This window comes from Dactylosporangium sp. NPDC051087 (assembly GCF_055586325.1).
The window spans coordinates 288,774-312,090 of record NZ_JBVJIJ010000011.1; the positions used below are offsets into that span (position 1 = coordinate 288,774).

General features: G+C 73.2%; 22 protein-coding genes and 1 pseudogene. 12 read left to right on the top strand and 11 right to left on the bottom strand.

Going from position 1 to position 23,317, the window contains the following annotated elements:
- Nucleotides 1–44 precede the first annotated feature (44 nt).
- The 3 genes from ACZ6TV_RS22800 to argS all read left to right on the top strand — a co-directional run bounded on the left by ACZ6TV_RS22800 (nt 45) and on the right by argS (nt 3,709).
- Nucleotides 45–1,079 carry a sensor histidine kinase gene (locus tag ACZ6TV_RS22800; RefSeq protein WP_465299222.1) on the top strand — a complete coding sequence of 345 codons (1,035 nt, stop codon included), beginning with the start codon at nt 45–47 and terminating at the stop codon, nt 1,077–1,079.
- A 118-nt stretch (nt 1,080–1,197) separates the two neighbouring features.
- Nucleotides 1,198–1,854, top strand: coding sequence for a response regulator (locus tag ACZ6TV_RS22805; protein WP_465299223.1), 657 nt, complete (start codon nt 1,198–1,200; stop codon nt 1,852–1,854).
- A 178-nt stretch (nt 1,855–2,032) separates the two neighbouring features.
- Complete coding sequence (argS, locus tag ACZ6TV_RS22810; RefSeq protein WP_465299224.1) at nt 2,033–3,709, top strand: arginine--tRNA ligase; 1,677 nt, start codon at nt 2,033–2,035, stop codon at nt 3,707–3,709.
- Nucleotides 3,710–3,711: 2 nt separating this feature from the next.
- Here the strand turns inward: argS and ACZ6TV_RS22815 are convergent, their stop codons facing one another.
- From ACZ6TV_RS22815 to ACZ6TV_RS22825, 3 genes are read right to left on the bottom strand one after another with little or no spacing between them, the layout of a single operon-like run.
- Nucleotides 3,712–4,575 carry a glycosyltransferase family 2 protein gene (locus tag ACZ6TV_RS22815; RefSeq protein ID WP_465299225.1) on the bottom strand — a complete coding sequence of 288 codons (864 nt, stop codon included), beginning with the start codon at nt 4,573–4,575 and terminating at the stop codon, nt 3,712–3,714.
- Complete coding sequence (locus ACZ6TV_RS22820; RefSeq protein WP_465299226.1) at nt 4,568–7,156, bottom strand: glycosyltransferase family 2 protein; 2,589 nt, start codon at nt 7,154–7,156, stop codon at nt 4,568–4,570. The genes ACZ6TV_RS22815 and ACZ6TV_RS22820 overlap by 8 nt, the downstream gene beginning before the upstream one ends.
- Complete coding sequence (locus ACZ6TV_RS22825) at nt 7,153–8,319, bottom strand: glycosyltransferase family 4 protein (RefSeq protein ID WP_465299227.1); 1,167 nt, start codon at nt 8,317–8,319, stop codon at nt 7,153–7,155. The genes ACZ6TV_RS22820 and ACZ6TV_RS22825 overlap by 4 nt, the downstream gene beginning before the upstream one ends.
- 336 nt (nt 8,320–8,655) lie before the next feature.
- On the opposite strand from ACZ6TV_RS22825, the gene ACZ6TV_RS22830 reads away from it, so the two are divergent.
- The 4 genes from ACZ6TV_RS22830 to ACZ6TV_RS22845 all read left to right on the top strand — a co-directional run bounded on the left by ACZ6TV_RS22830 (nt 8,656) and on the right by ACZ6TV_RS22845 (nt 12,621).
- Nucleotides 8,656–10,068, top strand: coding sequence for a DUF1996 domain-containing protein (locus ACZ6TV_RS22830; RefSeq protein ID WP_465299228.1), 1,413 nt, complete (start codon nt 8,656–8,658; stop codon nt 10,066–10,068).
- Between the two features lie 92 nt (nt 10,069–10,160).
- Nucleotides 10,161–11,321, top strand: coding sequence for a sensor histidine kinase (locus tag ACZ6TV_RS22835; RefSeq protein ID WP_465299229.1), 1,161 nt, complete (start codon nt 10,161–10,163; stop codon nt 11,319–11,321).
- Nucleotides 11,318–11,965, top strand: a complete 648-nt coding sequence (locus ACZ6TV_RS22840; protein WP_465299230.1) for a response regulator — start codon at nt 11,318–11,320, stop codon at nt 11,963–11,965. Before ACZ6TV_RS22835 ends, ACZ6TV_RS22840 begins: the two co-directional genes overlap by 4 nt.
- Nucleotides 11,962–12,621: a hypothetical protein gene (locus tag ACZ6TV_RS22845; RefSeq protein ID WP_465299231.1), complete on the top strand. Its 660-nt coding sequence runs from the start codon at nt 11,962–11,964 to the stop codon at nt 12,619–12,621. The genes ACZ6TV_RS22840 and ACZ6TV_RS22845 overlap by 4 nt, the downstream gene beginning before the upstream one ends.
- A gap of 4 nt (nt 12,622–12,625) precedes the next feature.
- Here the strand turns inward: ACZ6TV_RS22845 and ACZ6TV_RS22850 are convergent, their stop codons facing one another.
- Nucleotides 12,626–13,987: a DUF1996 domain-containing protein gene (locus tag ACZ6TV_RS22850; protein WP_465299232.1), complete on the bottom strand. Its 1,362-nt coding sequence runs from the start codon at nt 13,985–13,987 to the stop codon at nt 12,626–12,628.
- A 171-nt stretch (nt 13,988–14,158) separates the two neighbouring features.
- Here ACZ6TV_RS22850 and ACZ6TV_RS22855 point away from each other — a divergent pair, with 171 nt between their 5' ends.
- The gene (locus ACZ6TV_RS22855) at nt 14,159–15,538 is read left to right on the top strand and encodes a UDP-glucose dehydrogenase family protein (RefSeq protein WP_465299233.1); all 1,380 of its coding nucleotides are present in this window, start codon (nt 14,159–14,161) and stop codon (nt 15,536–15,538) included.
- Between the two features lie 14 nt (nt 15,539–15,552).
- Nucleotides 15,553–16,170, top strand: a complete 618-nt coding sequence (locus ACZ6TV_RS22860; RefSeq protein WP_465299234.1) for a DUF899 domain-containing protein — start codon at nt 15,553–15,555, stop codon at nt 16,168–16,170.
- 6 nt (nt 16,171–16,176) lie between these two features.
- On the opposite strand, the gene ACZ6TV_RS22865 is transcribed toward ACZ6TV_RS22860, so the two are convergent.
- The 5 genes from ACZ6TV_RS22865 to ACZ6TV_RS22885 form a co-directional block, all read right to left on the bottom strand.
- The gene (locus ACZ6TV_RS22865; RefSeq protein WP_465299235.1) at nt 16,177–16,707 is read right to left on the bottom strand and encodes a hypothetical protein; all 531 of its coding nucleotides are present in this window, start codon (nt 16,705–16,707) and stop codon (nt 16,177–16,179) included.
- Between the two features lie 2 nt (nt 16,708–16,709).
- Nucleotides 16,710–17,123, bottom strand: coding sequence for a YbaB/EbfC family nucleoid-associated protein (locus tag ACZ6TV_RS22870; RefSeq protein WP_465299236.1), 414 nt, complete (start codon nt 17,121–17,123; stop codon nt 16,710–16,712).
- Between the two features lie 118 nt (nt 17,124–17,241).
- Complete coding sequence (locus ACZ6TV_RS22875; protein ID WP_465299237.1) at nt 17,242–17,940, bottom strand: hypothetical protein; 699 nt, start codon at nt 17,938–17,940, stop codon at nt 17,242–17,244.
- Between the two features lie 8 nt (nt 17,941–17,948).
- The gene (locus ACZ6TV_RS22880) at nt 17,949–18,248 is read right to left on the bottom strand and encodes a hypothetical protein (RefSeq protein WP_465299238.1); all 300 of its coding nucleotides are present in this window, start codon (nt 18,246–18,248) and stop codon (nt 17,949–17,951) included.
- Between the two features lie 49 nt (nt 18,249–18,297).
- A complete protein-coding gene (locus ACZ6TV_RS22885; RefSeq protein WP_465299239.1) occupies nt 18,298–18,801 on the bottom strand; it encodes a hypothetical protein in 504 nt (167 codons plus the stop codon).
- A gap of 121 nt (nt 18,802–18,922) precedes the next feature.
- Between ACZ6TV_RS22885 and ACZ6TV_RS22890 the strand changes: the two genes are divergently transcribed.
- The 3 genes and pseudogenes from ACZ6TV_RS22890 (at nt 18,923) to ACZ6TV_RS22900 (ending at nt 21,690) form a co-directional block, all read left to right on the top strand.
- The gene (locus tag ACZ6TV_RS22890) at nt 18,923–19,630 is read left to right on the top strand and encodes an SDR family NAD(P)-dependent oxidoreductase (protein ID WP_465299240.1); all 708 of its coding nucleotides are present in this window, start codon (nt 18,923–18,925) and stop codon (nt 19,628–19,630) included.
- A gap of 213 nt (nt 19,631–19,843) precedes the next feature.
- Nucleotides 19,844–20,530, top strand: a pseudogene (locus tag ACZ6TV_RS22895) (proprotein convertase P-domain-containing protein); the annotation flags it as partial.
- A gap of 131 nt (nt 20,531–20,661) precedes the next feature.
- Nucleotides 20,662–21,690, top strand: a complete 1,029-nt coding sequence (locus ACZ6TV_RS22900) for a fibronectin type III domain-containing protein (RefSeq protein WP_465299241.1) — start codon at nt 20,662–20,664, stop codon at nt 21,688–21,690.
- A 3-nt stretch (nt 21,691–21,693) separates the two neighbouring features.
- Here the strand turns inward: ACZ6TV_RS22900 and ACZ6TV_RS22905 are convergent, their stop codons facing one another.
- Both ACZ6TV_RS22905 and ACZ6TV_RS22910 read right to left on the bottom strand, forming a co-directional pair.
- Entirely contained in the window at nt 21,694–22,692 is a 999-nt protein-coding gene (locus ACZ6TV_RS22905) for a CU044_5270 family protein (RefSeq protein ID WP_465299242.1), read from the bottom strand.
- Nucleotides 22,692–23,264, bottom strand: a complete 573-nt coding sequence (locus ACZ6TV_RS22910; RefSeq protein ID WP_465299243.1) for an RNA polymerase sigma factor — start codon at nt 23,262–23,264, stop codon at nt 22,692–22,694. The genes ACZ6TV_RS22905 and ACZ6TV_RS22910 overlap by 1 nt, the downstream gene beginning before the upstream one ends.
- Nucleotides 23,265–23,317 lie beyond the last annotated feature (53 nt).

Below are 23,317 nucleotides of genomic sequence, written 5' to 3' on the forward strand. Positions count from 1 at the left end.
GCGGACGACGACCCGGCGCGGGCGCGCTCCTAGCGTTCGGCAGCATGACGAAACCGAAGATGGTCGCCGCGTTCGCCGCGGTCACGTTCATCGCCGTGCTGAGCGGCTCCGGGGACCACCTCGCCGAGGGGTCGCTGCCGCTCGCCACGTCGCTGGCGGCCCTGTTGTGGGCGCAGGTGCGGTGGCCGCTCACCGGGCTGGTCACCGGCATCTGCGGGGTCGTCGCCATGCGCGTCGCAGAGCTGACCACCGGCGGCTGGCTGTGGCCGGTGACGCTGCTGTACGTGTCGGTGGTGCTCGGACCGCGGCCGCGGCTGCGGGTCGTCGTGGGGATCGCGGCGCTGCACACGGTCACGGCGTTCAACCTGGAGTGGACCGTCCTGCGGCACACCGCCGCCAGGACGTTCGCCGGGGTCGGGCCGGACCTGCTGTGGCTGACCGCGGCGCTCGCCGTGACCGTCGCGTTCGGCAACTGGCGGCGCTGGACGCGGACCGCGATCGAGGAGCAGCGCACCGCGGAACGGCTCCGGGTCGCGCGGGAGGTGCACGACACCGTCGCGCACACGCTCACCGTCGTCGGGGTGCACCTCAACGTCGCCGCGGACGCGCTGGAGACCGCGCCCGACGAGGCCCGGGCGGCGCTGCGCCTCGCGCAGGACGTCCGCCGCCGGGCGATGAGCGACCTGTCCTCGCTCGTCGGCGTGCTCCGCGACGACCGCCGGCCGCCCGCCGAGCCGCTCGACCTGGACGCGCTGGTCGCCCGGGTCCGAGAGGCGGGGCTGGACGCGCGGCTCGCCGTCACCGGCCCGGAGGCGCCGCTGCCGGTGCGCACCGCCGCCGGTCTGATCGTGCGGGAGGCGCTGACGAACGTCGTGCGGCACGCGAACGCGGGCACCGTGACCGTCACGGTCCACTACGGACCGGTGACGGAGGTGACGGTCACCGACGACGGCGCCGGATCGCGGGCGCCGGAAGGGCACGGGCTCACCGGGATGCGCGAACGTGTGGAGGCCCTCGGCGGCTCGCTCACCACGGACGGCGGCGGCGGCTTCACCGTACACGCGACAATTCCGTCATGACCGGACCGGAGCGCAGCGGAGGTGACGTCATGACCGGACCGGAGCGCAGCGGAGTGGACGGGCATCAGGGGCGCAGCATCAGGTCAGGGCGGCGCCGGAGCGCAGCGGAGGTGACGTCATGACCGTGAACGTTTTGCTGGCGGATGACCAGGCTCTCGTGCGCGCCGGGTTCGGCAGCCTGCTGCGGCGCACGAGGGACATCACGGTCGCCGGCGAGGCGTCCACCGGCGACGAGGCCGTCCGGCAGGCCCGCCGGCTGCGGCCCGACGTGGTGCTGATGGACATCCGGATGCCCGGCCTGGACGGGATCGCGGCGACCGGGCAGATCGTCGCGGACCCGGACCTCGCCGGCACCCGGGTCGTCATCCTCACCACGTTCGAGACGGACGAGAACGTGTTCGCGGCCCTGCGCGCCGGCGCGAGCGGCTTCCTCACCAAGGAGGTCGAGCCCGACGAGCTGCGCCGCGCCGTCCGGGTCGTCGCGGCCGGCGAGGCGCTGCTGTCGCCGAGCGTGACCGCCCGGGTCATCGGCCGGTTCGCGCACCGCCCGGCCGGGCCGTCGCCGACCACCGACCGGCTCGCCGTGCTGACCCCGCGGGAGCTCGAGGTGGTCCGGCTCGTCGCCGCCGGGCTGTCCAACGAGGAGATCGCCAGGGAGCTGTTCATCAGCCCGCTGACCGCGAAGACCCACGTGACGCGGGCGATCGCGAAGGCCGGCGTCCGGGACCGGGTGCAGCTGGTGATCCTCGCCCACTCCTGCGGCCTGGCCGGCTGAGCGTCGCGTCCGGGCCGGACGGGCAGTCGAAATATGCGGCGACCGCGCCGGGATCCGCGGGTACGGTGGACGCACCATGACGGCGATGAGCGAGGCGGGCACGCGACGACGACGGTGAACACACCGCCGCCGGTCCCGCTGTGCCCCGCCCGCCCCGTCACCCGTCTGGAGTCCCACGATGGTCGTGCCGTCGTTCGCCACGCTGCTCGCCGCCCGGATCTCGGCGGCCCTCCCGTCCCCGGTGTTCGACCCGCAGGTGCACCTGTCGTCGCACGCCGATCTGCAGGCCGACGGCCTGCTCGCCCTCGCCCGGACGCTGCGGCGCGACCCGCGGCAGCTCGCCGGGCAGGTCACCGACCGGCTGCGGCCGGACGGGCTCGTCGCGGACCTGCGGGTCGCCGGGCCCGGGTTCGTCAACGTCACGCTGACCGCCGAGGCGCTCCTCGGCCGGGTCGCGGAGCGGCTCACCGCCCCGCGGCTCGGCACCGGCCTGCCGCAGACCGGCGTGCGGACGGTCCTGGACTACTCGCACCCGAACGTGGCGAAGGAGATGCACGTCGGGCACCTGCGGTCCACGATCATCGGCGACGCCCTCGCCCGGGTCCTGACCCACCTCGGCGGCGACGTCGTGCGGCAGAACCACATCGGCGACTGGGGCACGCAGTACGGGATGCTCATCCAGTACCTTGCCGAGCACCCGGCCGACACGTCGGCGCTGACCGTGCGGTACAAGACGGCCTACGCCCTCTTCCAGAGCGACCCGGCGTTCGCGGACCGCAGCCGGCGGCGGGTCGTGGCGCTGCAGGGCGGCGACCCGGACAGCCTGACCGCCTGGCGGACGATGGTCCAGGAGTCGAAGCGGTACTTCACCGACGTGTACGAGCGGCTCGGCGTCCTGCTGACCGACGCCGACATCGCCGGCGAGAGCAGCTACAACCCGCTCCTGACCGGGGTCGCCGACGACCTCGAGGCGCTGGGCGTGGCCCGGCGCAGCGACGGCGCCCTGTGCGTGTTCTTCCCCGGTGCCGGCGCCCCGCTGATCGTCCGCAAGAGCGACGGCGGGTTCGGCTATCCGGCCACCGACCTGGCCGCGCTGCGGCACCGGGTCGGCACCCTGCGGGCCGACCGGATCGTGTACGTCGTCGACGCCCGGCAGGCGCCGCACTTCCAGCAGGTGTTCGACACCGCCCGGCGGGCCGGCTGGCTGCCCCCGTCCGTCGAGGCGGTGCACGCCGCGTTCGGGATGATGCTGGGCGCGGACGGGCGGCCGTTCAAGAGCCGGTCCGGTGCCACCGCCCCGCTCGCCGGCCTGCTCACCGAGGCCGTCGAGCGGGCGACGGCGGTCGTCGCGGCGAAGAACCCGTCGCTGGGCGCGGCCGAGCTCGCGGAACGCGGCCGGGACGTCGGCATCGGCGCCGTGAAGTACGCCGACCTGTCCACCAGCCGGACCCGGGACCACCTGTACGACCCGGACCGGATGATGGCCCTGACCGGCAACACCGGCGTGTACCTGCAGTACGCCCACGCCCGGCTCCGCTCCGTCCTGGCGAAGGCCGGCGCCGTCCCCCAGGTCACGACCGGCGCGCCGCTGGAGGACGTGGAGCGGGCCCTCGTCCTGCGGCTGGACGCCTTCGGCGACGTGCTCACCGCGGTCGCCGCCGGCTGCGAGCCGCACCGGCTGTGCACGTACCTGCACGACCTCGCCCAGACCGTGACGGCGTTGTACGAACGGTGCCCGATCCTCAAGGCCCCGGAACCCGTGCGGGGCAACCGGGTCGCGCTGTGCGCACTGACCGCGGACACCCTCGCGACGGGCCTGGACCTGCTCGGCATCGCCGCTCCCCGGCGGCTGTGAGCTCAGTCTTGATAGAGCGCCGCGCCGTTGAGGCGGTGCCGGACGGCGTCGACGCACTGGCTCGGGGTGGTGTTGAGCCAGCCGAGGATGCCGTACGCGAGCCTGCGGCGGCGCAGCTGATCGGGGAACTTCAGGGCCACGTACTGCTCCCGGCGCAGGAAGCGGCGCTGGGCGACGGTGAGGCGGTCGCGGTACTTGTGCCGGTAGCCGGCCAGCCCGGACGCGCGGCCCGGACCGCGCGACGGACCTGTCCGGTACTGCACGACGAGCCGCTCCCGCACCACCGCGTACGTGAGACCCAGGTCGAGCGCGCGGACGAACAGGTCGAGGTCGTTGTTCACCGGCAGCCCGGCGTCGAACCCGCCGAGCCTGTGGAACGCATCGGCGCGCATGACGAAGTTGCTGCCCGTGAGGCCCGGGTTGCGGTGCAGGCACGCGCCCGGCACGACGACCTCCGGCAGCGACCCGCCGGGCCGCCGGTGCCCCGAACGGCACCGCCACGTCCACGCCGCCGCGAAGTCCACCGCGGACCCGGGTTCTTCGAGCTCGGCGAGGCACCTGGCCAGGAACGCCGGATGCCAGGTGTCGTCATCGTCGAGGAACGCGAGCAACGGCGTCCCGGCCCGCGCGGCGCCGAGGTTGCGGGAGGCGCCGGCGGTGGAGGTGTGCGCCGGCACGTACCGCACCCGGTCCCCGAACCCGTCGACGACCCCCTTCGCGGACCCGACGTCGTCGACGACGATGACCTCCGCGGGCCGCACGGTCTGGGCGAACACCGACCGCAGGGCGCGTGCCAGCAGCTCCGGGCGGTCGTGGGTGGGCACGACGCAGGTGACCGCGAGCCCTGGCTGCCCCGCGTCAGTCACGGTCCGCCGCCACGAGGTCGGTGGTGGTCGCGGTTTCGGCACCCCCGGCGGCCGCGCCTTCCGGCTCCTTGCCGGGCGGCCCTGCTGCACTGACGGTCGATGCCGGCTCGCCGGGCGGCGATGCCGGAGCGGCGCCGGCATCCGCGACCGAGCCGGCGGCACGAGACTGGCTCGGCACAGCCGGCGAACCCGAGCGAGCGAGTTCACCCCCAGTCGAATTACCGGCAACCGAATTGCCGTCAATCCCCCCGCCGCCAACAGAATCAGCAACCGCACAGCCAGCAGCCGAATCGACGGTGGCCGGGCTGATGCCAACCGGATCAACGGCAGAAGGATTCGCCGCAGACGGATTGGCGGCAGACGAGCCAACCGGAGCGGGCTCGACAGAGACCGCACCACCCGAAGCCGGGTTGACCAAGGCCGAGTCAACCAAGGCCGAGTCAACCAAGGCCGAGTCAACCAAGGCCGAGTCAACCAAGGCCGAGTCAACCAAGGCCGAGTCAACCGAAGCCGGGTCAGCGGCGACGGGATTGACGGCAGCCGGACTAAGCGCAGCCACGTCGGCAACGGCCGGATGAGCCACATCGAGATGGGCGGCCGCCGGATTAGCTGCGGCCGAGCCAACAGCGGCCGAGCCAACAGCAGCCGAGCCAACAGCAGCCGAGTCGGCAGCGGTCGAGCCAACAGCAGCCGAGTCGGCAGCGGTCGAGCCAACAGCAGCCGAGTCGGCGGCAGCCGAGTCGGCTGCCGCCGAGTCGGCGGAAGCAGGATTACCGGCAACCGAGTTAGCTGCAATCGGGTTGCCGATAGCCGGATTCACGGCGGCCGAATGAGCCATACCCAGGCGAGCGGCAGCTGAGCCAGCGGCCGCATCGCCGGCGACTGCGGCGGATGCGGATGCGGATGCGGCTACGTCGGATGCGGATGCGTTGTCGGCGACTGCTTCATCGGTGACAGCGTCGGATGCGGCTGCGTCGTCGATGGCTGCGGTGCCAGCGGCTGCATCGACTGCTGTCGCTGCGTCGGCGACAACAGGTTTACCGGCAACTGGATTAGCTGCAATCGGGTTGCCGATAGCCGGGTTTGCGGCGGCCGGATGAACCGCACTCTGATGAACGCCAGTTGAGCCAGGGGCCGCGTCGCCACCGGATACGGCTGCGTCGGATGCGGCACCAGCGGCTGCGCCGGCCGCAGCAGCCGCGTCGGCAGCGTCGGGTGCTTTGGCTGCGTCGGTGACTGCGGCTGCCGCGGCGACGGTGGGATTGCCGGCGGTTGGATTACCTGCAATCGGGTTGCAGGTTGCCGGAGGGGGCGGGGGTGCGGTGGTGGCTGGGTCGGCGGCGGCCGCTTCGCCGCGCCAGGGGCGGCCGAGGCGTTCGTGGCGGTGGCGGTCGGCGACGCGGGCGGCGCGGTAGAGGCGGACGTACAGGGCCGGGGCCACGCGCATGAGCAGCACCGCCGAGGCGAGGACGGGCTGGCGGTGGCGCAGGGCGGTCCAGGCGTCGCGGGGGCGCAGGGCGCGGCGGGCGGTGCCGACGGCTTCCCAGGCGGCGACGGACAGTTCGCCGGTGGAGGAGCGGGCGGCGGCGCCGGCCACGGCGAGGGCTCCGGCGCGGAGGCGGAAGTGCTGGCGGGCGGCGGGTGAGCCGGCACCGGCGAGGACGAACAGGGCCTCGTCGACGGCCGCCGGGCGTTCCGTGGTGCGGGGGTTGAAGGCGGTGACAGGTCGGCGCAGGTGGAAGTACGCGGGACCGGCGACGAACGCGACGCTCCGTGCGCGTAGCAGCAGCCACGCCATGACGGCGACGTCCTCGTGGCGCGGGCCGAGTGGGAAGGTGAGGCCGTCGAGCAGGGCGCGGCGGATGAGTTTGTTGGTCACGCCGGAGCGGATGCGGCGGTACAGGAATTCTTCGACGGCCTGTTTGCCGGTCCACACGGTGGTGGTGTCGCGAGGTGGCTGCGGCGGGCCGGTGACGCCGTCCTCCGTCACGGGCACGGTGCCGGCGACCACGATGTCGGCGCCGGGGGCGGCCGAGGCGAGTGAGGCGAGCAGTTCGGGGTCGACCCAGTCGTCGCCGCCGACGAACCAGACGTAGTCGCCGGTGGCGGCGGCCAGGCCGGTGTTGCGGGCGGCGGACGGGCCGCGCCGCGCGTCGTGCCGCAGGACCCGCACCGGGAACGGTGTCCCGGCCGGCACAGGACCGGCGGCCACAGAACCTGCAGGCACAGGACCGGCCGGCACAGGACCGGCCGGCACAGAACCTGCAGGCACAGAACCTGCAGGCACAGGACCGGCAGGCACAGGACCGGCGAGCACAGGACCGCTCCCGGCGTCACCCGGAACAGCAGAAGTCGCGGCACCATCCGGAACAGATGCGACCGAAGCATCACCCGGAGCTGAAGGAACAGAAGCGGACGCGGCCGGGGCGCCGTCGAGGGTGGGCGGGACCGCGTCGGCGGTGGCGTCGTCGACGACGATCAGGTCGACGGTGACGCCGGCCGGGACCCGCAGGGCGAGCACCGACGGCAGGGCGCGGGCGGTCCTGCAGACGGGCATGATGACGCTGACGGTGACGCTCATCGGCTGGTCACCTCCTCCGGGTCAACGATCAGGTGCGGGTGGCAGATGCGGGGCTGACCGGCGATCGGGCCGAGGACCCCGGCGTACGCGTCGGCGAGCGCGGCGGCCTGCGCCTGCGGTGTGTGCCGGGCGGCGAACGTCTCCTGCAGCCGTGGCCGGGTCGGCCGCCCGGTGGCGAGCACGGTGGCGAGCTCGGCGGCGACCGCCTCGGCGGTGCCGAGCGACGGGTCGAGGCCGAGCGAGTCCAGCGCGGGGATGCTGCGCGCGACCAGTGGCAGCCCGGCGGCGGCGGCCTCGAGCAGCGGCAGCGGGCAGCTGTCCCAGGCGGCGGTGTGCAGGTACGCGTCGGCGGCGGCGAGGTGGGTGCGCACCTGCGCCGGTGACCGCCGGCCGGTGACCCTGACCCCGGCCGCGCGCAGCGCCGCCTCCAGGCGTGGGTCGCCGCCGCCGACCCAGGTCCAGGTGGCGCCGTCGCCGAGCAGTGCCTTGACCCGCAGGAGGAAGCCGGGGTCCTTCTGCGCACCCACCCGCCCGACGGTGACGACCGACCCGCCCGCGGGGGCGCCGGTGCGGTGGCGGGCGGTGCGGGCCCGGGTCGTGTTCGGCACGACGACCGCCGGCATGCCGAGCTCCTCGGCCAGGGCGGCCTCGCGGGAGCTGACGCAGACGGCGAGATCGGTGGAGGCGGCCACGGCCCGTTCGACGGCGCGAAGCGAGCGCAGCAGCGGACGCAACAAGAAGCGCGGCAAGGAGCGCGGCAAGGAGCGCGGCAGCGTGAACCCCGGAACAGGGACCTCGGTGCGTTCGAAGCCGAAGCAGTGCGGTGTGTAGAGGATCGCGGGCCCGGTCGCGGAGCGGGCGACCGCCGGGATGACGGTGCGCCCGACGAACCCGGCCCAGCCCCCGTGCAGGTGCACGATGCGCGGGGCGACGGCGGGCAGCGTCTCGCGCAGCGCCCGGCCGAGCCGGACCGGTCCGCCCCCGGCGTCCCGGCTGCCGGTGAACAGGTCCTCGAAGCGCACGGGCAGGTCGCCGAGGACGCGCCGGAACAGCAGGTGGTGCTCGTACTGCGGGGTCGAGCGGACGAACTCGACGACCGCGGCGGCGGTGCCCGCGCTCATCGACCCGGTGACGTGCAGGATCCGCGGGGTCTCTCGCCGCATGGCCCGTCCTCCCCTCCCGCAACACCTGCACGGAGAGTATCAGTCAAACCACGCTATGTAGGCACAAATCACGCACCGCGCAAGAGCAACTGGAGAGCGCTCTCCGTCGAAGCCTTAAGTTCCGCTGAGTTACATCCGAATTGTTCGGTTTCGCACCGGCGGGACGTCGCCACGTATTGACGGACCGGCCATGCGGGCGCAACATTTGGGAGAGCGCTCTCCAACGGCTCATCCCGCCACCCGGTTCCACCCCGGCACCGGTGGCATGTGTGACCGCCTCACGCATGCCGAGCGACACGGTCCGGCGGCGGCACCCGCCCACACCCTGGGAGCTCCATGAGTACAAGACGGCTCAGAAGAATCCTGGCCCCGATCGGGGTCACCACCGCGGTGGTCGCATCGATGGTCGTCGGCGCGATCCAGCTGACCGCCGCCGACGCCGCCGCCCCCACCCTGCTCTCGCTCAACAAGCCGGCCCTCGCGTCCTCGCAGGAGCTCGGCGAGTCGCCGCCGGCCGGCGCGTTCGACAACAACCCCGGCACCCGCTGGGGCAGCCAGTGGAGCGACCCGCAGTGGCTGCGCGTCGACCTCGGCGCCACCGCGACGATCACGCAGGTCGTCCTGCAGTGGGAGAACGCCTACGGCAAGGCGTTCCAGATCCAGACGTCGCCCGACGGCAACGCCTGGACGAGCATCTACAGCACCACCACCGGCACCGGCGGCACGCAGACGCTCAACGTCAACGGCACCGGCCGCTACGTGCGGATGTACGGCACGCAGCGCGGCACCGGCTACGGCTACTCGCTGTGGGAGTTCAAGGTCTACGGCGAGTCGACCGGCACCCCGCCGCCGACCAGCGGCCCGGGCTGGGTCATGGCCCCGAACCCGGTCACCGGCGTCACCCCGTCCACGGCGACCCCGCCGGCGACGAACCCGCCGACGACGCACCACGAGTTCCAGGCGAACTGCTCCGTGAGCCGCAGCAACCTCCCCGACGACCCGATCGTGTTCTTCGGGCTGCCGGGCGCCTCGCACTCGCACACGTTCATGGGCAACACCACCACCAACGCGAACACGACCCTGCCGTCGCTGCAGGCCGGTGGCACCGCCTGCATCACGCCGGGCGACAAGTCCGCGTACTGGATGCCGACCCTGCTCAACAACGGCGTCGCCGTGCAGCCCGTCGGCCGCCAGGTCATCTACTACAAGAGCGGTGTCCTCGACTGGCGCAGCGTCCGGCCGATGCCGGCGGGTCTGCGGTACGTCGTGGGCAGCCCGTCCTCCACGCTCGACCAGTTCAAGAACCACCCGGGCGCGGTCGAGGGCTTCGAGTGCGGTGACCTGACCCGGCAGTGGGACATCCCCGCCAACTGCACGCCGGGCAGCCAGCTCAACGTCCGGTTCCAGGCCCCCAGCTGCTGGGACGGCCTGCACCTGGACTCCCCCGACCACAAGGCGCACATGGCCTACCCGGTCGTCGGGGTCTGCCCGTCGTCGCACCCGGTCGCCGTCAACATGATCGAGTTCAAGATGGCGTGGCCGGTCAGCGGCAACATGGCCAACGTCGCGTTCTCCAGCGGCCGCGGCTACTCGTTCCACTACGACGTGTACAACGCGTGGGACGCGCCGACCCTGGCGGCACTCACCACCCACTGCATCGTCGGTGGTCTGCAGTGCGACCCGCGCGGGTTCGACCAGTACAAGCCGAACCGCGGCGCGGCGCTCAACGAGAACTACATGCTGCCGTAACGACGAACACCTGATCGGCGTCCCGCGCACCTGCGGCGGGGCGCCGATCGGCGTCTATGGAACCGGCCGGGAAAGAGCGTAAAGTCCCGCCCGTGGGGCAGCATGTCGACAGGGTGGTGGCACCGGCCGCCCTCGGCCGCGCGGTGCTGCTCGGCCGGGCCGCCGCAACGCTCACCGCCGGCGCCGCCGGGCTGCGCCTCGCCGCCGACCCCCGCCCGCTGCTCGCCGCGCTCGCCGTCGTCGCCGCGACGACCGCCGCCGGGCTCGCCGTGCTCTCCCGGCACCCGCACGCCGCCGGCCGGCCGGTGCCCGTCATCGGGCTCGACGCCGCGGCCGTGCTCGGCGTCCTCGCCCTCGACGGCGGCGGCGTCACCTTCTACTGCAGCGCCGTCGGCGCGTCCGCCCTCGCCGGGGTCCTCGCCGGGATGTGGGCGCTGCCGCTCGCCGCCGGATACACCGCGCTCGGCTACACGGTCGCCGCCGTGGTCCTGCCCGCCGGCGCCGACCCGGGGCTCGCCGCCTTCATGCTGACCTTCCCGATCGCCTGCGTGCCCGCCACCGCCGGCGCGGCCGTCGCCACCGCCGCCCTGCGCCGCTACGTGGAGCTGTCGGTGCGGGTGGTGGCGTCGGCGCAACGTACCGCCGCCGCGTCGGAACGCGCCCGGCTGGCCAGGGAGCTGCACGACTCCGTCACCAAGACGCTGCGCGGGGTGTCCTTCGCCGCCCTGGCCCTGCCGCAGTCGCTGCGCCGGCACCCGGACCTCGCCGCGCAACTGGCCGGCACCGTCTCCCGCGGCGCGGAGGCCGCCGCCCAGGAGGCCCGGGAGCTCGTCGACGGCCTGCGCCTCGACGCCCCCGACGGCGACTTCGCCGACACCGTCGAGGAGATCTGCAGGCGGTGGTCGCGGGTGTACGGGATCCCGGTCCGGCTCGCCACGGCGCCCGTCGACCCTCCGGTCGCGGTGCGGTACGAGCTGAGCCGCATCCTGCAGGAGGCCCTGCACAACGTCGCCCGGCACGCCTCGGCCGGCGGCACCACCGTCAGCCTGCACCAGGGGCGCGCGCACCTGCGACTGCGCATCCACGACGACGGCTGCGGCTTCGGGCTGCCCGCCGACCTCTCCGAGCTGCGCGCCGCGCACCATTTCGGGCTCATCGGCATGTACGAGCGGGCGCACACCATCGACGGGAGCCTGCACGTCGCGTCCTCCCCCGGCCGTGGCACCACCGTGGAAGTGACGGTCCCGACGTGATCGGCGTGCTGGTGGTGGACGACAACCCGATCGTGCGGGCGGCGCTGCGCGGCTACCTCGACGGCGTCGACGGCGTGCGCGTCGTCGCCGAGGCCGCCGACGGGCGCGAGGCCGTCACGCAGGCGCGGGCCCACCGCCCGGACGTGACGCTGCTGGACCACCGGATGCCGGTCGCCGACGGGCTGTCCGCGCTCGGCGAGCTGAGCCGGCTCGGCGGCGTCCTGGTCATCACCAGCGACGCCGACCCGGTGCTCATCGGCCGGATGCTGCGCGGCGGCGCCCGCGGCTACCTCGTGCACGGCGCGTTCACCCCCGAGGAGCTGGGCCGGGCGGTCCTCGCCGTCGCCGCCGGGCACGGCTGGCTGTCCCCGGTCGCGGCGGCCGTCGCGACGCAGAGCGTCCGGGCGCAGGCGGCGCGGCAGGACCTCGCCGAGCGGCAGGAGGAGACGCTCAGCCGGTACCGGCTGACCCGCCGCGAGAAGGACGTCCTCGACCTGCTCGCGGAGGGGCTGTCCAACGCGGCGATCGCGCACCGGCTGCTGCTGACGGAGAAGACGGTGAAGAACCACCTGCATCACGTCTTCACCAAGCTCGGCGTCAGCGGGCGCGTGGCGGCCGTCCTGCTGTGGACCGGCCGGCGATGAGGGCATGGCCGCGGCGGCTCGGCTGGACCGCCCTCGCCGCCGGGGTCGGCGCCACGGCCCTGATCGTGCCGCCGCTCGTCATGCCGGACGGTCGCGGCCACCCGCCGGCCGCGACCGCCACGACACCCCCTCCGGGGCCGGCCTCGGCGGGCCCCGCCCCGGTCCCGGCGACGCCTTCCCCGGCGCTGCCACGCACCTCGGCGCCGCCGTCCCCCACCGCCGTCTCATCCACCGCCGCCGCGCCCTCCGGCGCCGCGCGGACGCCGGCGGCCACGGCGTTCACCGTGATCAGCCTGCACGCCGCCGACCCGGCCAACCTGCGCAACGGCGCCCGGGTCATCGAGTGCCCAAGCTGCGTCGGCGGCAGCCGGGTGGGGTACATCGGCGGCCCCAACACCCTGGCCGTCCGCGTCGCCGGTGTGACCGTCGCCGGCGAGCGGACGCTGACCGTCACCTACGAGACGGCCGAGACCCGGACCCTGCGGGTCGCCGTCAACGACGGGCCCGCGCAGTCGCTGACGCTCAGCGGCGCCGGCGACTGGCTGATCCCCGCGACGGTCACGCTGCGGGTGCACCTGCCGGCGGGCACGAGCTGGATCCGGTTCTTCAACACCGAGGGACCGGCCCCCGACGTCAACCAGATCCAGCTCCGCTGAGCCGCTAGAACGTCCCGGCGGTGTTGCACTTCGCCTTCTGGACGATGCAGTTCTTCACCCGCTTGCCCTGCGCGGTGTTGTCCCAGGCGAGGAAGGAGTCGCCGTGGAACGACGACGCCATCCCCGACGACAGCGTGAAGCCGTCGACCGAGCCGGGCGTCGGGTAGGCGATGACGAAGGACACCGACGGGATCGCGATCGGGAACGCGCCGGAGCACTTGCCGTCGTAGGTGTAGGCGACGTGGCCCTTGTGCGTCGGGCTGTCCAGATGCTGGCCGTCCCAGCAGTCCTGGAAGACCAGCTGGAACAGCAGCGACGCGCCCGGCGCGCAGCGCGGCCAGTTGCCGTCGGCGCTGCGGCCGATCTCGCCGCCGGGGCCCGCGCAGTAGAACTGGTTGACGGTCCCGGCCGGGGTCGGCGCCTGCAGCTTCGCGTCGCCGGCGATCATCCGGAAGCCCTGCGGGAACGGCACGGTCTTCGACGAGTCGGTCAGGCGCGAGCCGTAGTAGACGACGACGCCCTTCGGCTCGACGGCGACGCCGCGCTCGTACAGCGTCGGCACCCAGTAGGCGGACAGGTCCGGCGCCGGTGCGCAGCTGGTGCCGGCGTTGGCGAGCAGCGTGTCGGCGGTGCTGTTGGCGTCGGTGCTGCGGTTGCCGATGAAGCTGTGCATGTGCGAGGCGCCGGGCAGGCCCGGGAAGACGATCGGGTCGTCCTTGCGGGAGTGGCTGTACGTGCAGGTCGCGTTGAACTCCGGGACCCGCACGGCGTTCGCGGGTGCCGGGTCCATCGGCAGCGCGTTGAACGCGGCGAGCTGCGCGTTCCACTTGGCCCGGTCGATGTCGACCCAGCCCGGCTCCGTGCTCGGCGGCGTGGATCCGCCGGCGGTGAAGGAGAACCAGTTGATGTTGACGAAGTCGCCGCCGCCGGAGCTCTTCAGCACGGCGAACACCGCCTGCGCGCCGGCGGTGGCGTGGGTCCCGGTCGCGGACAGCGTCGTCCACGCCTGCCAGCCGCCGGTCGCCGCGATCGGGAAGCTGGCCAGCAGCGGCCCGGTCTGCGAGCCGGTGCGCAGCTCGACGGTGCCGCCGCCGACCGCGGACGCGACCCGGGCGGCGGCCGTGACCGGGCCGGCGGGGCCGAGGTCGACGCCGTCGAAGCGCATCCAGTCGCCGTTGGCGAGATAAGCGACGTTCTGCCCGCCGCCGGTGTCGACGGTGGTCTCCACCTGGACACCCGACTGGGCGGCGAACGACTCGGCCTGGACGGTGACGGTGGTGGCGGCGTCGGCCATGTGGACCGCGGTGGCGGTGACGCCGGCGAGCACGACGGCGAGGACGCCTGCCGCGCGCCTGGATCTGGACATGATGATGCTCCTCCTGGCGGGGAAGGGGGATGGACCACCTGCAACGCTAGGAGCCGTGCGGTGCCCGCGCCTGAACCGGAAGGCCCAGGCGCGGGGCCCAATGTTCAGGCCCGGCACCACCCCGAAATCAGACATATCAGGTGCAGAGTCACGACTGTGTATCATCGGCGGGTGAAGGTATGCGTCGTGGGAACCGGTTATGTCGGCCTCACCACCGGCATCTGCCTGGCCTATCTCGGGCACGAGGTCACGTGTGTCGACCTCAACCGGGAGAAGGTCGACCTGCTCCGCGGGGGGCGGTCGCCGATCTATGAGCCGTTCCTGGACGAGCTCATGCACGAGGCCGCGCACAACCTGACCTTCACCACCGACTACGCCGAGGGCGTCCCCGGCGCCGAGGTCGTGTTCGTCGCCGTGCAGACGCCGTCGCTGCCGGACGGGCAGCCCGACCTGCGGTATCTGCGGATGGCCGCGGAGCGCATCGGCGAGACGATCGACGGCGAGTTCACCGTGGTGGTCAACAAGTCGACGGTGCCCATCGGCAGCGGCAACTGGGTCGAGTCGATCCTGCGGGAGTCGTTCGAGCAGTTCCACTCGCGGCGGGCGGCGGGCGAGTTCGCGGTGGCGTCCAACCCGGAGTTCCTGCGGGAGGGCTCGGCGATCCACGACACGCTGTATCCGGACAGGATCGTCATCGGCTCGGACAACCCGCGCAGCCTCGACGTGCTCAACCGGCTCTACCGGGCGGTGCTCAACCAGTCGTTCACGGCGCCGACGTTCCTGCCGCGGCCCGAGGAGGTCGGCGCCGTGCCGCTGGTCTCCACGGACCTCGCGTCGGCCGAGCTGATCAAGTACGCGGCCAACGCGTTCCTGGCGCTGAAGATCAGCTACATCAACGAGATCGGCAAGCTGGCCAACAAGGTCGGCGCCGACATCAACCAGGTCGCGCGGGGCACCGGGCTCGACGCGCGGATCGGGTCGCGGTTCCTGCAGCCGGGCGTCGGCTGGGGCGGGTCGTGCTTCGGCAAGGACACCGCGGCGCTGATCGCGACCGCCGCCGAGTACAGCTACGACATGCCGATCGTGTCCGCCGCCCGCGAGGTCAACCAGCGTCAGCGCGAGGAGGCGGTCAACAAGCTCCTCGACGAGCTGCGCATCCTCAAGGGCCGCAAGATCGGCCTGCTGGGCCTCGCGTTCAAGCCCAACACCGACGACCTGCGCGACTCCCCCGCGATCGACATCGCCCGGCTGATGACCGCCCGCGGCGCCCGGGTGAAGCTGCACGACCCGATCGCCGCCGAGCGCTTCCGCACCGAGGAGCCGGACCTCGCCGCCAGCCTGTGCGAGACCGTCGACGAGGTGTTCGACGACAGCGACGCCGTCGTGCTGGTCACCGAGTGGCCGCAGTATCTGGAGCTCGACTGGGGCAAGTATGTCGGTCTCATGCGCACCCCGGTCGTCCTGGACGGCCGCAACGTGCTGGACCCGCAGCGGCTGAGCCGGCTCGGCTACACGTATCTCACCATCGCCGGGCGGCCCGTCGGGCTCTGAGGCAGGATCGACGGATGGCACATCCCGAGATCGTCTCGACCGAGGAGTGGCAGGCGGCCCGCGAAGACCTCCTGCGCGCGGAGAAGGAAGCCACCCGGGCCCAGGACGCCCTCGCCGCCCGCCGGCGGCGGCTGCCGATGGTGCGCTTCGACGGGTCGTACACCTTCCGGGCACCGGACGGCGAGCGCACCCTCCCCGACCTGTTCCAGGGGCGCTCCCAGCTGGTCACCTACCAGTTCATGGACAACGGCCCGGACCACCGCTGCCCCGGCTGCACGTATTTCACCGACAACGTGCCCGCGGGCGCGCCCGCGATCCTCGCCGAGCGCGGGGTCACCTGGGTGACGGTGTCGGACATGCCGTTGCCGCAGATCGAGGCGTACAAGGCGGAGCGCGGCTGGACGGTGCCGTTCGTGTCGTCGCGGGGCACCACGTTCGCCGCGGACTGCGGCGCCGGCGGCGGCTTCGTGCTCACCGCCTTCCTGCGCGACGGCGACACGGTCTACAAGACCTACTCGACGACGTCCCGCGGCGTCGACCGGCTGCTGTTCACCACCAACATCCGCGACCTCACCGTCTACGGGCGGCAGGAGGCCTGGGAGGACTCCCCGGACGGCTGGCCCACGGTGTGACGCCGGTCAGGGGCGGGACGCGGACCGGTACTTGACGCCGAGGTGCGGGCGGGCGACGGCGGCCACCGCCGCCTCGCCGCCGGCGTGCCAGCCGAGCCAGGCCTCGCGGCGGCCCTGCAGGCCGAGCCGGGGCGGGCGCGGCATCGGCACGGTGGTGCGCAGGTGGAAGAGGTGGCCGCCGGCGGCCGGGACGGCGCGCAGCTCCTCGACGTCGATCCAGCCGACCGTCGCCGAGTGCGGGCCGGAGCGCAGCACGATGCCGTGGTCGGTGACCTCGGTCGTGCCGGTCAGCCAGCTCAGCTCCAGGGCGACCAGCGTCAGGGCGAGCGCGGCGAAGAGCACGGCGAGGACCGTCCAGCCCCAGCGCAGCCCGAACCCGAGCGTGTCGAGCACCTCGGGCACGTCGTAGTCGCCGCTGTAGATGGCCACCTGCACGACGCTGTACGCCACCATGAGCAGCAGGAACGTGAGCGCCAGCAGGGCGGCGCGGTGGCTGCGGTGCAGCGCCCGGGCCCGCCGCAGCACGACCGGCGGCACGGTCAGAACCCGCCCTGGCGGCGGAGCCGGTCGAGGGTCTCCATCGCCTCGTCCGCCGACATCTGGAAGCGCTGCTCGGCCTCCGCGACGAGCTTGCTCGGGTCGCCGGTGCCGTCGACCGCGGCCATCACGTCGTCGCCGAGGATGTCGCGCATCGCCTCCATCGTCTGCCGCCGCAGGTCCTCCAGGGCGCCCTGGGCGGCCCGCAGGGTCGCGTCGCCGAGGTCCTGCGCCGGGGACCGCATCGCCCGCGGGTCGATGGTGATCCGCGACAGGCCGGCGTCGCCGCGCGCCTCGGCGGTGACGAGACCGTCGAGGGCCTCGCCGCGGCCGACCATCGCCGCCGACCGCCGCTGGAAGTCCTCGACCTGCCGCATCTGCCGCAGCGCGTCCTCGACCAGCCGGTCGGGGTCCATGTTCGGGTCCACTGCCGTCCTACCTCACTTCGCCGAGCCGGCACCGCGTGCCGGCCGCCCACTCATACCCGACCTGGGCACCGCTCACGTCGCCGGGCCGATCATTTCGCCGGGCCGATCATTTCGCCGGGCCCGGCAGCTCGCGCCGGGGGGCGACGTAGTCGCTGCCGTTCAACGGCGAGTAGTCGATCGTGATCACCTTGAAGTCGGCGCCCTTGACGCCGCCCGGCTGCGACTGGAACGCCTTCGACAGCGCGACACCCGCCAGAAGGATCGCGGTGGCGCCGCCGGCGATCGCCGTGATGGTCTTCGCCGCCGCGCCTGCGGTCATCGCGACCGCCGACACCGCCGCCTCGGCCGCCGCCCGCACCGCGGGGAACGCCGGCGTGGCCATCGCGAGGCCGACCGCGACGGCGCAGGCGAACGCGAACGTCCCCGCCACGATCGCCATCACCGCGAAGGCGTAGTAGGCCGCGGCGACCGTCTGCAGGCCGGTCCCGACGTTCTCCAGATACTTCTTGAGGTCGTCGACCTCCTGGTTGTAGACGGAGACGGCGTTGAGGTAGGCGTCCTTGTCCTCGGCGATCCACTGGGGGTTGACCTTCGTGTTCGCGTTGGTGATCCGGGTCTTGACGACCTCGAGCATGGCAGCGGTCTGCTTCCACTCCTCGCCGGTCTGCCAGATCGACCCCGGGTTGGAGACCCCCAGGCCGACGGCGATGCCCAGCCGCACGGCGCTCGACACGAACGGCGCCGCCCCGAACGACGAGCCCAGGGCGAACCGCAGCATGATGACACCAGAGCTGAACGGGTTCATGACGTCTCCTAGCGGTACATGACCTGGTTGGTCGACTCGGCCTGCTCCCACTGGGTCGCGATGCCGTCGAGCTTGTCACGGAACGTGGTCAGCTGGTCCTGGCCCGCTTTCACGTAGTCGGCGAGGTACTGCTGCGCCGAGTCGTACGCACCCTGCAGCGCGAACCCGAGCAGCCCGAACCCCGGTGGCTCGATCATCGCCTCCGCCACCCGCCGGGCGACCGGGTCGAACGCGGGCGCCGCGTCCTCCACCAGGTCCTTGCCGAGCTGCCGGATCGCGTTGGACGTGACGTGGATGTCCTGTGCCATCGACCCTCCCCGAATTCGCCGAAGATCCGACTGTAGCGGAAAACGCGCGTCAGGCGACCACGAGGAGCAGGTCGTGGGCGCGGCAGAACTCGAGGTGTCCGAGCAGCTCCGTGATCGTCTCCGGGTCGCCGTCGTAGTCGCCGCGGTCGATGTCGTCGAGCAGGCCCCGCAGCTGCCCGACGACCGGCTCGATCGGCGTGCGGAACCATCCGTCGACCGGTGACCCGGGCGCCGCCACCCTGCCCGGGCCGGCGTCGGTGCTGTTGGGCACGAACAGGTCGTGCTCCATCGGCCCGGGCCATTCGTCGTGGGTGTCGCCGAAGCAGGTCCCGGCGGCCAGGATCGGCGCGGCCTCGTCGTCGCCCAGCCACCGCCAGGCGACCTCGCCCCCGTCGTAGGTGAACTCGGCGACCCGCCCGCCGACGACGTCGCGGAAGCGGCGGCTCAGCCCGATCGCGGCGAACTCCAGCAGCCACGCGACCGCGCCGTCACCCTCGGCGACGTCGGCGTCGGCGACCAGGTCGAGAACGCCCGGCCCGTACGACGTACCCATCAGCCCGCACCTCACATCATCGGCAGCGTCATCGGCGCACCATCATCCACCCGGGTCGCATCACGGCGCGGATCGCGGGTAGGCCGCGGCAGTCCCCGCACAGCGGAGCATGGAGCGTCCCATGAGCACTCAGCACGTCGCCGTCGTCACCGGCGCCTCGCAGGGCATCGGCGCGGCCGTCACCGCCGCGTACCGCAAGCTCGGCTACGCCGTCGTCGCCACCTCCCGCTCGATCGGGCCGTCCGGCGACCCGCTGCTGGCGACCGTCGCCGGTGACATCGCCGACCCGGCCGCCGGCGCCCGCGTCGTCGAGCGGGCCCTGGCCACGTTCGGGCGCGTCGACACGCTCGTCAACAACGCCGGGGTGTTCGTCGCCAAACCGTTCACCGACTACACGTCCGCCGACTTCGACCTGGTCACCGGCGTCAACCTGCGCGGCTTCTTCGACGTGACGCAGCGCGCCGTCGCGGCGATGCTCACCCAGGGCGGCGGGCACGTCGTCAACGTCACGGCCAGCCTCGCCGACCACCCGACCCCGGGTGCGCCGTCGGCACTCGCCGCGCTCACGAAGGGCGGGCTCAACGCCGTCACGAAGTCCCTGGCCGTCGAGTACGCGGCCCGCGGCATCCGGGTCAACGCCGTCGCCCCCGGCGTCGTCCGCACCCCGATGCACGCGCCGGAGACGCACGACGCACTCGCCGCGCTGCAGCCCACCGGCCGGATCGGCGAGCCGGGTGACATCGTCGACGCCGTCCTCTACCTGGAGACCGCCGGCTTCGTCACGGGCGAGGTCCTGCACGTCGACGGCGGCCGGGCCGCCGGTCTCTGACCCTCCGGGCCCGGGTGTCGGGTTCACGACGTCCGGTTCGCCGCCGCCGGCCGTCCTCCTCGTGACCTTTGCGGGAAACAAGGAGGAACGATGCGCACAGCGGGAACATCGGCACTGCGGTGGATCGGCGCCGGGCTGCTGGCACTGTCGGCGGCGGCGGTCACCCTGGCGGTGGGCGGCAGCCCCGCCGCCGCGGCCGGGACCTGCACCGCCGTCAACAACACGGACGTCGCGATCGTCGACCTGACGACGGTGGAGAGCACGGTGACGGTCTCCGGCTGCACCGGCAACGCGTCGGCCACCAGCACGGTCGAGGTGCACATCGTCCACACCTACCGCGGCGACCTCGTCGTCACCCTCGTCGCGCCCGACGGCACCCCGTACATCCTGCACAACCGCAGCGGGGGCAGCGCCGACAACATCGACCAGACCTCGACCGTCAACCTGTCGTCCGAGGTCGCCAACGGCACCTGGCGGCTGCGGGTGCAGGACGCCGCGGCGTCGGACAACGGCTACATCAACACGTGGACCCTCGACGCCGGCACTGGGTCCGGGCCCAGCTGCACCGGCACCAACCCCGCCGACGTGACGATCGTGGACCTCGCGACCGTGGAGAGCCCGATCACGATCAGCGGCTGCGCCGGCAACGCGTCGGCCGCCAGCACCGTCGAGGTGCACATCGTCCACACCTACCGCGGCGACCTCGTCGTCACCCTCGTCGCGCCCGACGGCTCCACGTACATCCTGCACAACCGCAGCGGGGGCAGCGCCGACAACATCGACCAGACCTCCACCGTCAACCTGTCCTCCGAGGCTCGCAACGGCACCTGGCGGCTGCGGGTGCAGGACGCCGCGTCGTCGGACAACGGCTACATCAACGCCTGGACCCTCACCCTCTGACCCTCTCGCCGGCCGGGGCGCCTCCCACCTGGGAAGGCGCCCCGGTCATTGACATCCGTAGTTCAGGAAGGTTTCCTTACAGAATCGCGGCCGGATCGGTGGCCGGTCCGGTTCGGGTGAAGGGGCATGCCATGCACCGGCTGATCGCTGCCGCCCTGGCGGGCGTCCTGGCAGGCGGCACGGCAGGGGTTCAGGTGGCGCCGGGTGCTGCCGCCGCGATCCCGCCGCCGGAGGTCGACCTGCTGGCGAACCCCGGATTCGAGTCGGCGGCGTACGGGCTGCCGCTCACCCGGTGGACCTGCGACCCGGGCACGGCCGCCACCTGGGGCGGGCACTCCGGGCAGTACTCGCTGACCGGGACGCCCACGCCGGCGTCGAAGGCCGAGTGCGCGCAGGTCGTCCCGGTGCGGCCGGGCTCCTCCTACACCCTGTCCGGCTGGGTCCGCGGCGGGTACGCCTTCCTCGGCACCGAGCTCGGCGGGACCTGGGCGCCGCCGGGCGAGCAGTGGACCCGGCTGTCGGTCGCCTTCGCCACCGGACCGGCGACGACGGCCGTCCGCGTGTACGTGCACGGCTGGTACGCCCAGGCCGCCTTCGACGCGGACGACCTCGTGCTCTCCGGCCCGGACAGCACGAGCACCGTCCCGGCGCCGCCGGCCGACCTGGCACCGTCCGAGGCCACCAGCCACTCGGTGCGGCTGAGCTGGACCGGTTCGCCGGGCGCCGGTCGGTACCGGATCTACCAGGACGGCGCGTTGCGGGCCACCACCGCGGGCTCCGAGCCGACCGCCGTGCTGACCGGGCTCGCTCCCGGCAGCTCGCACACGTACGCGGTGTCGGCGGTCAGCGCGGCCGGCGAGTCGGCGCCGTCGGGGCCCGTCACGGCCAACACGATGCCGAGCCGGGACACGCCGCCCTACGCGCCCCGTTCGGTCGTCGCCACCGTCGCCGGGCCCGGCCAGGTGTGGCTGGCCTGGGAGGCGGTCCAGACCGCGACCGACGGCTACGACATCTACCGCGACGGTGTCCGGATCGCCTGGGCGTACGGCCCGGCGCAGCTGGTCACGAACGTGGCCGCGGGCCCGCATACGTTCGAGGTGACCGCGCTGAACTCCGCCGGGGCGTCGCCGAGGTCCATCGCGGTCACCGTCGTCGGGTGACCGCTACCGGGTGTCCCCGGGGCGGTCGACGATGGTCATCGTCGCGTAGATGACCTGGCGGTACACGTCGCCGCGGTGGCTGACCAGGTCGGCGTCGTCGCCGTGGGTCACGTGGTCCTCGACCGCGACCAGCCGCTCGCCGATGAACCGGTAGGTCTGCTTGTCGAACAGCAGCTCCTGCGACAGGTAACCCTCGAGGATCCGGCCGAGCCCGACCGCCGGGCGGCCGTCGATGTTCACCGCGTCAGGGTTGACGGTCATCCCCGGCGACCGGGCCAGGTGCCGGAAGATCGCCGCCTGCACGTTCGGCGGCACCACGTACTGGCCGATGAACCCGTCCACGTCGACCGCCATCGACCCGGGGCCGGGCACGGCGTCCGGGACCTTGTCCGGGCCGGTCATCGACGTGATCGTCGACCAGGGGACCCGGCCCCAGGTCACGCCGCCCTCCCCGCGCCTGGTCACCACGAGCCGGCCGTTCTCGTAGCCGGCCCTGACCTGACCGTCGACGCTGTTCCACTCCTGGATCCTGCGGTTCTCGCTCAGCTCCGGCCTGATCGCGGCGTTCGGGTGCTCGTTCTCGTACGCCGGCTTGTTGCGCAGCTCGAGCGTCTCGATGTACATGAACTGGTCCGGCCGGGGGTGCTTCCACGGCCGGCGCTCGGCGGACCAGGCGGCGTTCTCCAGGTACTCCGCGGCGCTGGCCGGCACGGCGAACGGCAGCACCGCGGACAACGCCGGCCCGGTGCCCGGCACCGGCGGGCCGTCGCCGTCCCTGGTCACCGCGACGGCGACGACCGCGGCGGCGACCATGGCGGCGGCCGCCGCGGCGATCCCGGCCGTGAACGCGAAACGCTTCCGGCGGTGCCGGTCCAGGCTGGTCACCCGCTGCTCCTTCGAAGACATCCGCTCGCGCAGGGCCGCCCGGGCCCGGCCTTCCGCCGCCCGGCCGGGGACCTCGTCGGGCCCGAACGCCTCGCGCAGCACACTGATCTCGTCCATCACTCACTCATCTCGATCTCGGCGCCGAGCGCCTGCCGCATCTCCTGACGCGCCCGGTGCAACCGGGACCTGGCCGTGCCGGCGGGAATGTCGAGCGCCGCCGCGGCCTCCTGCTGGCTGAGCCCGGCCCACGCCACGAGCAGCAGCACCGCCCGCACCGGCTCCGGCAGCCGCCGCAGCGCGCCGGCGAGCCGGCCACGCACGGCCGTCGCGTCGATCCGTCCCGCGACGGCGTCGGCGTGGTCGGCCGCGTCCTGCCCGTCGCCGGCCCTGGCCAGGGCCCGGTACCTGCGCGTCTCGGCCCGCGCGTGCCGGGCGATGAGGTTCGACGCGATGCCGTACAGCCAGGGCCGCACGTCGGCGCGCGCGCTGTCGTACGTGTGCCGCCGGTCGAACGCGATCAGGAACGTCTCCGACGCCACGTCCTCGGCCAGGTCGGGCCCGAGCCGGCGGGCCGCGTACGCGTAGATCTGCCGGTAGTGCCGGTCGAACACGGCGGTGAACCGCTCGGGCGCGGCTGTCGCCTGCGCGATGAGGTCGGCGTCGGTGTCCGGCTGTGTCACCACTGCCACGTCCGCCTCCTCCACGTCGTCCACAGTTGCATCACACCCGTACTTCGCCGGAC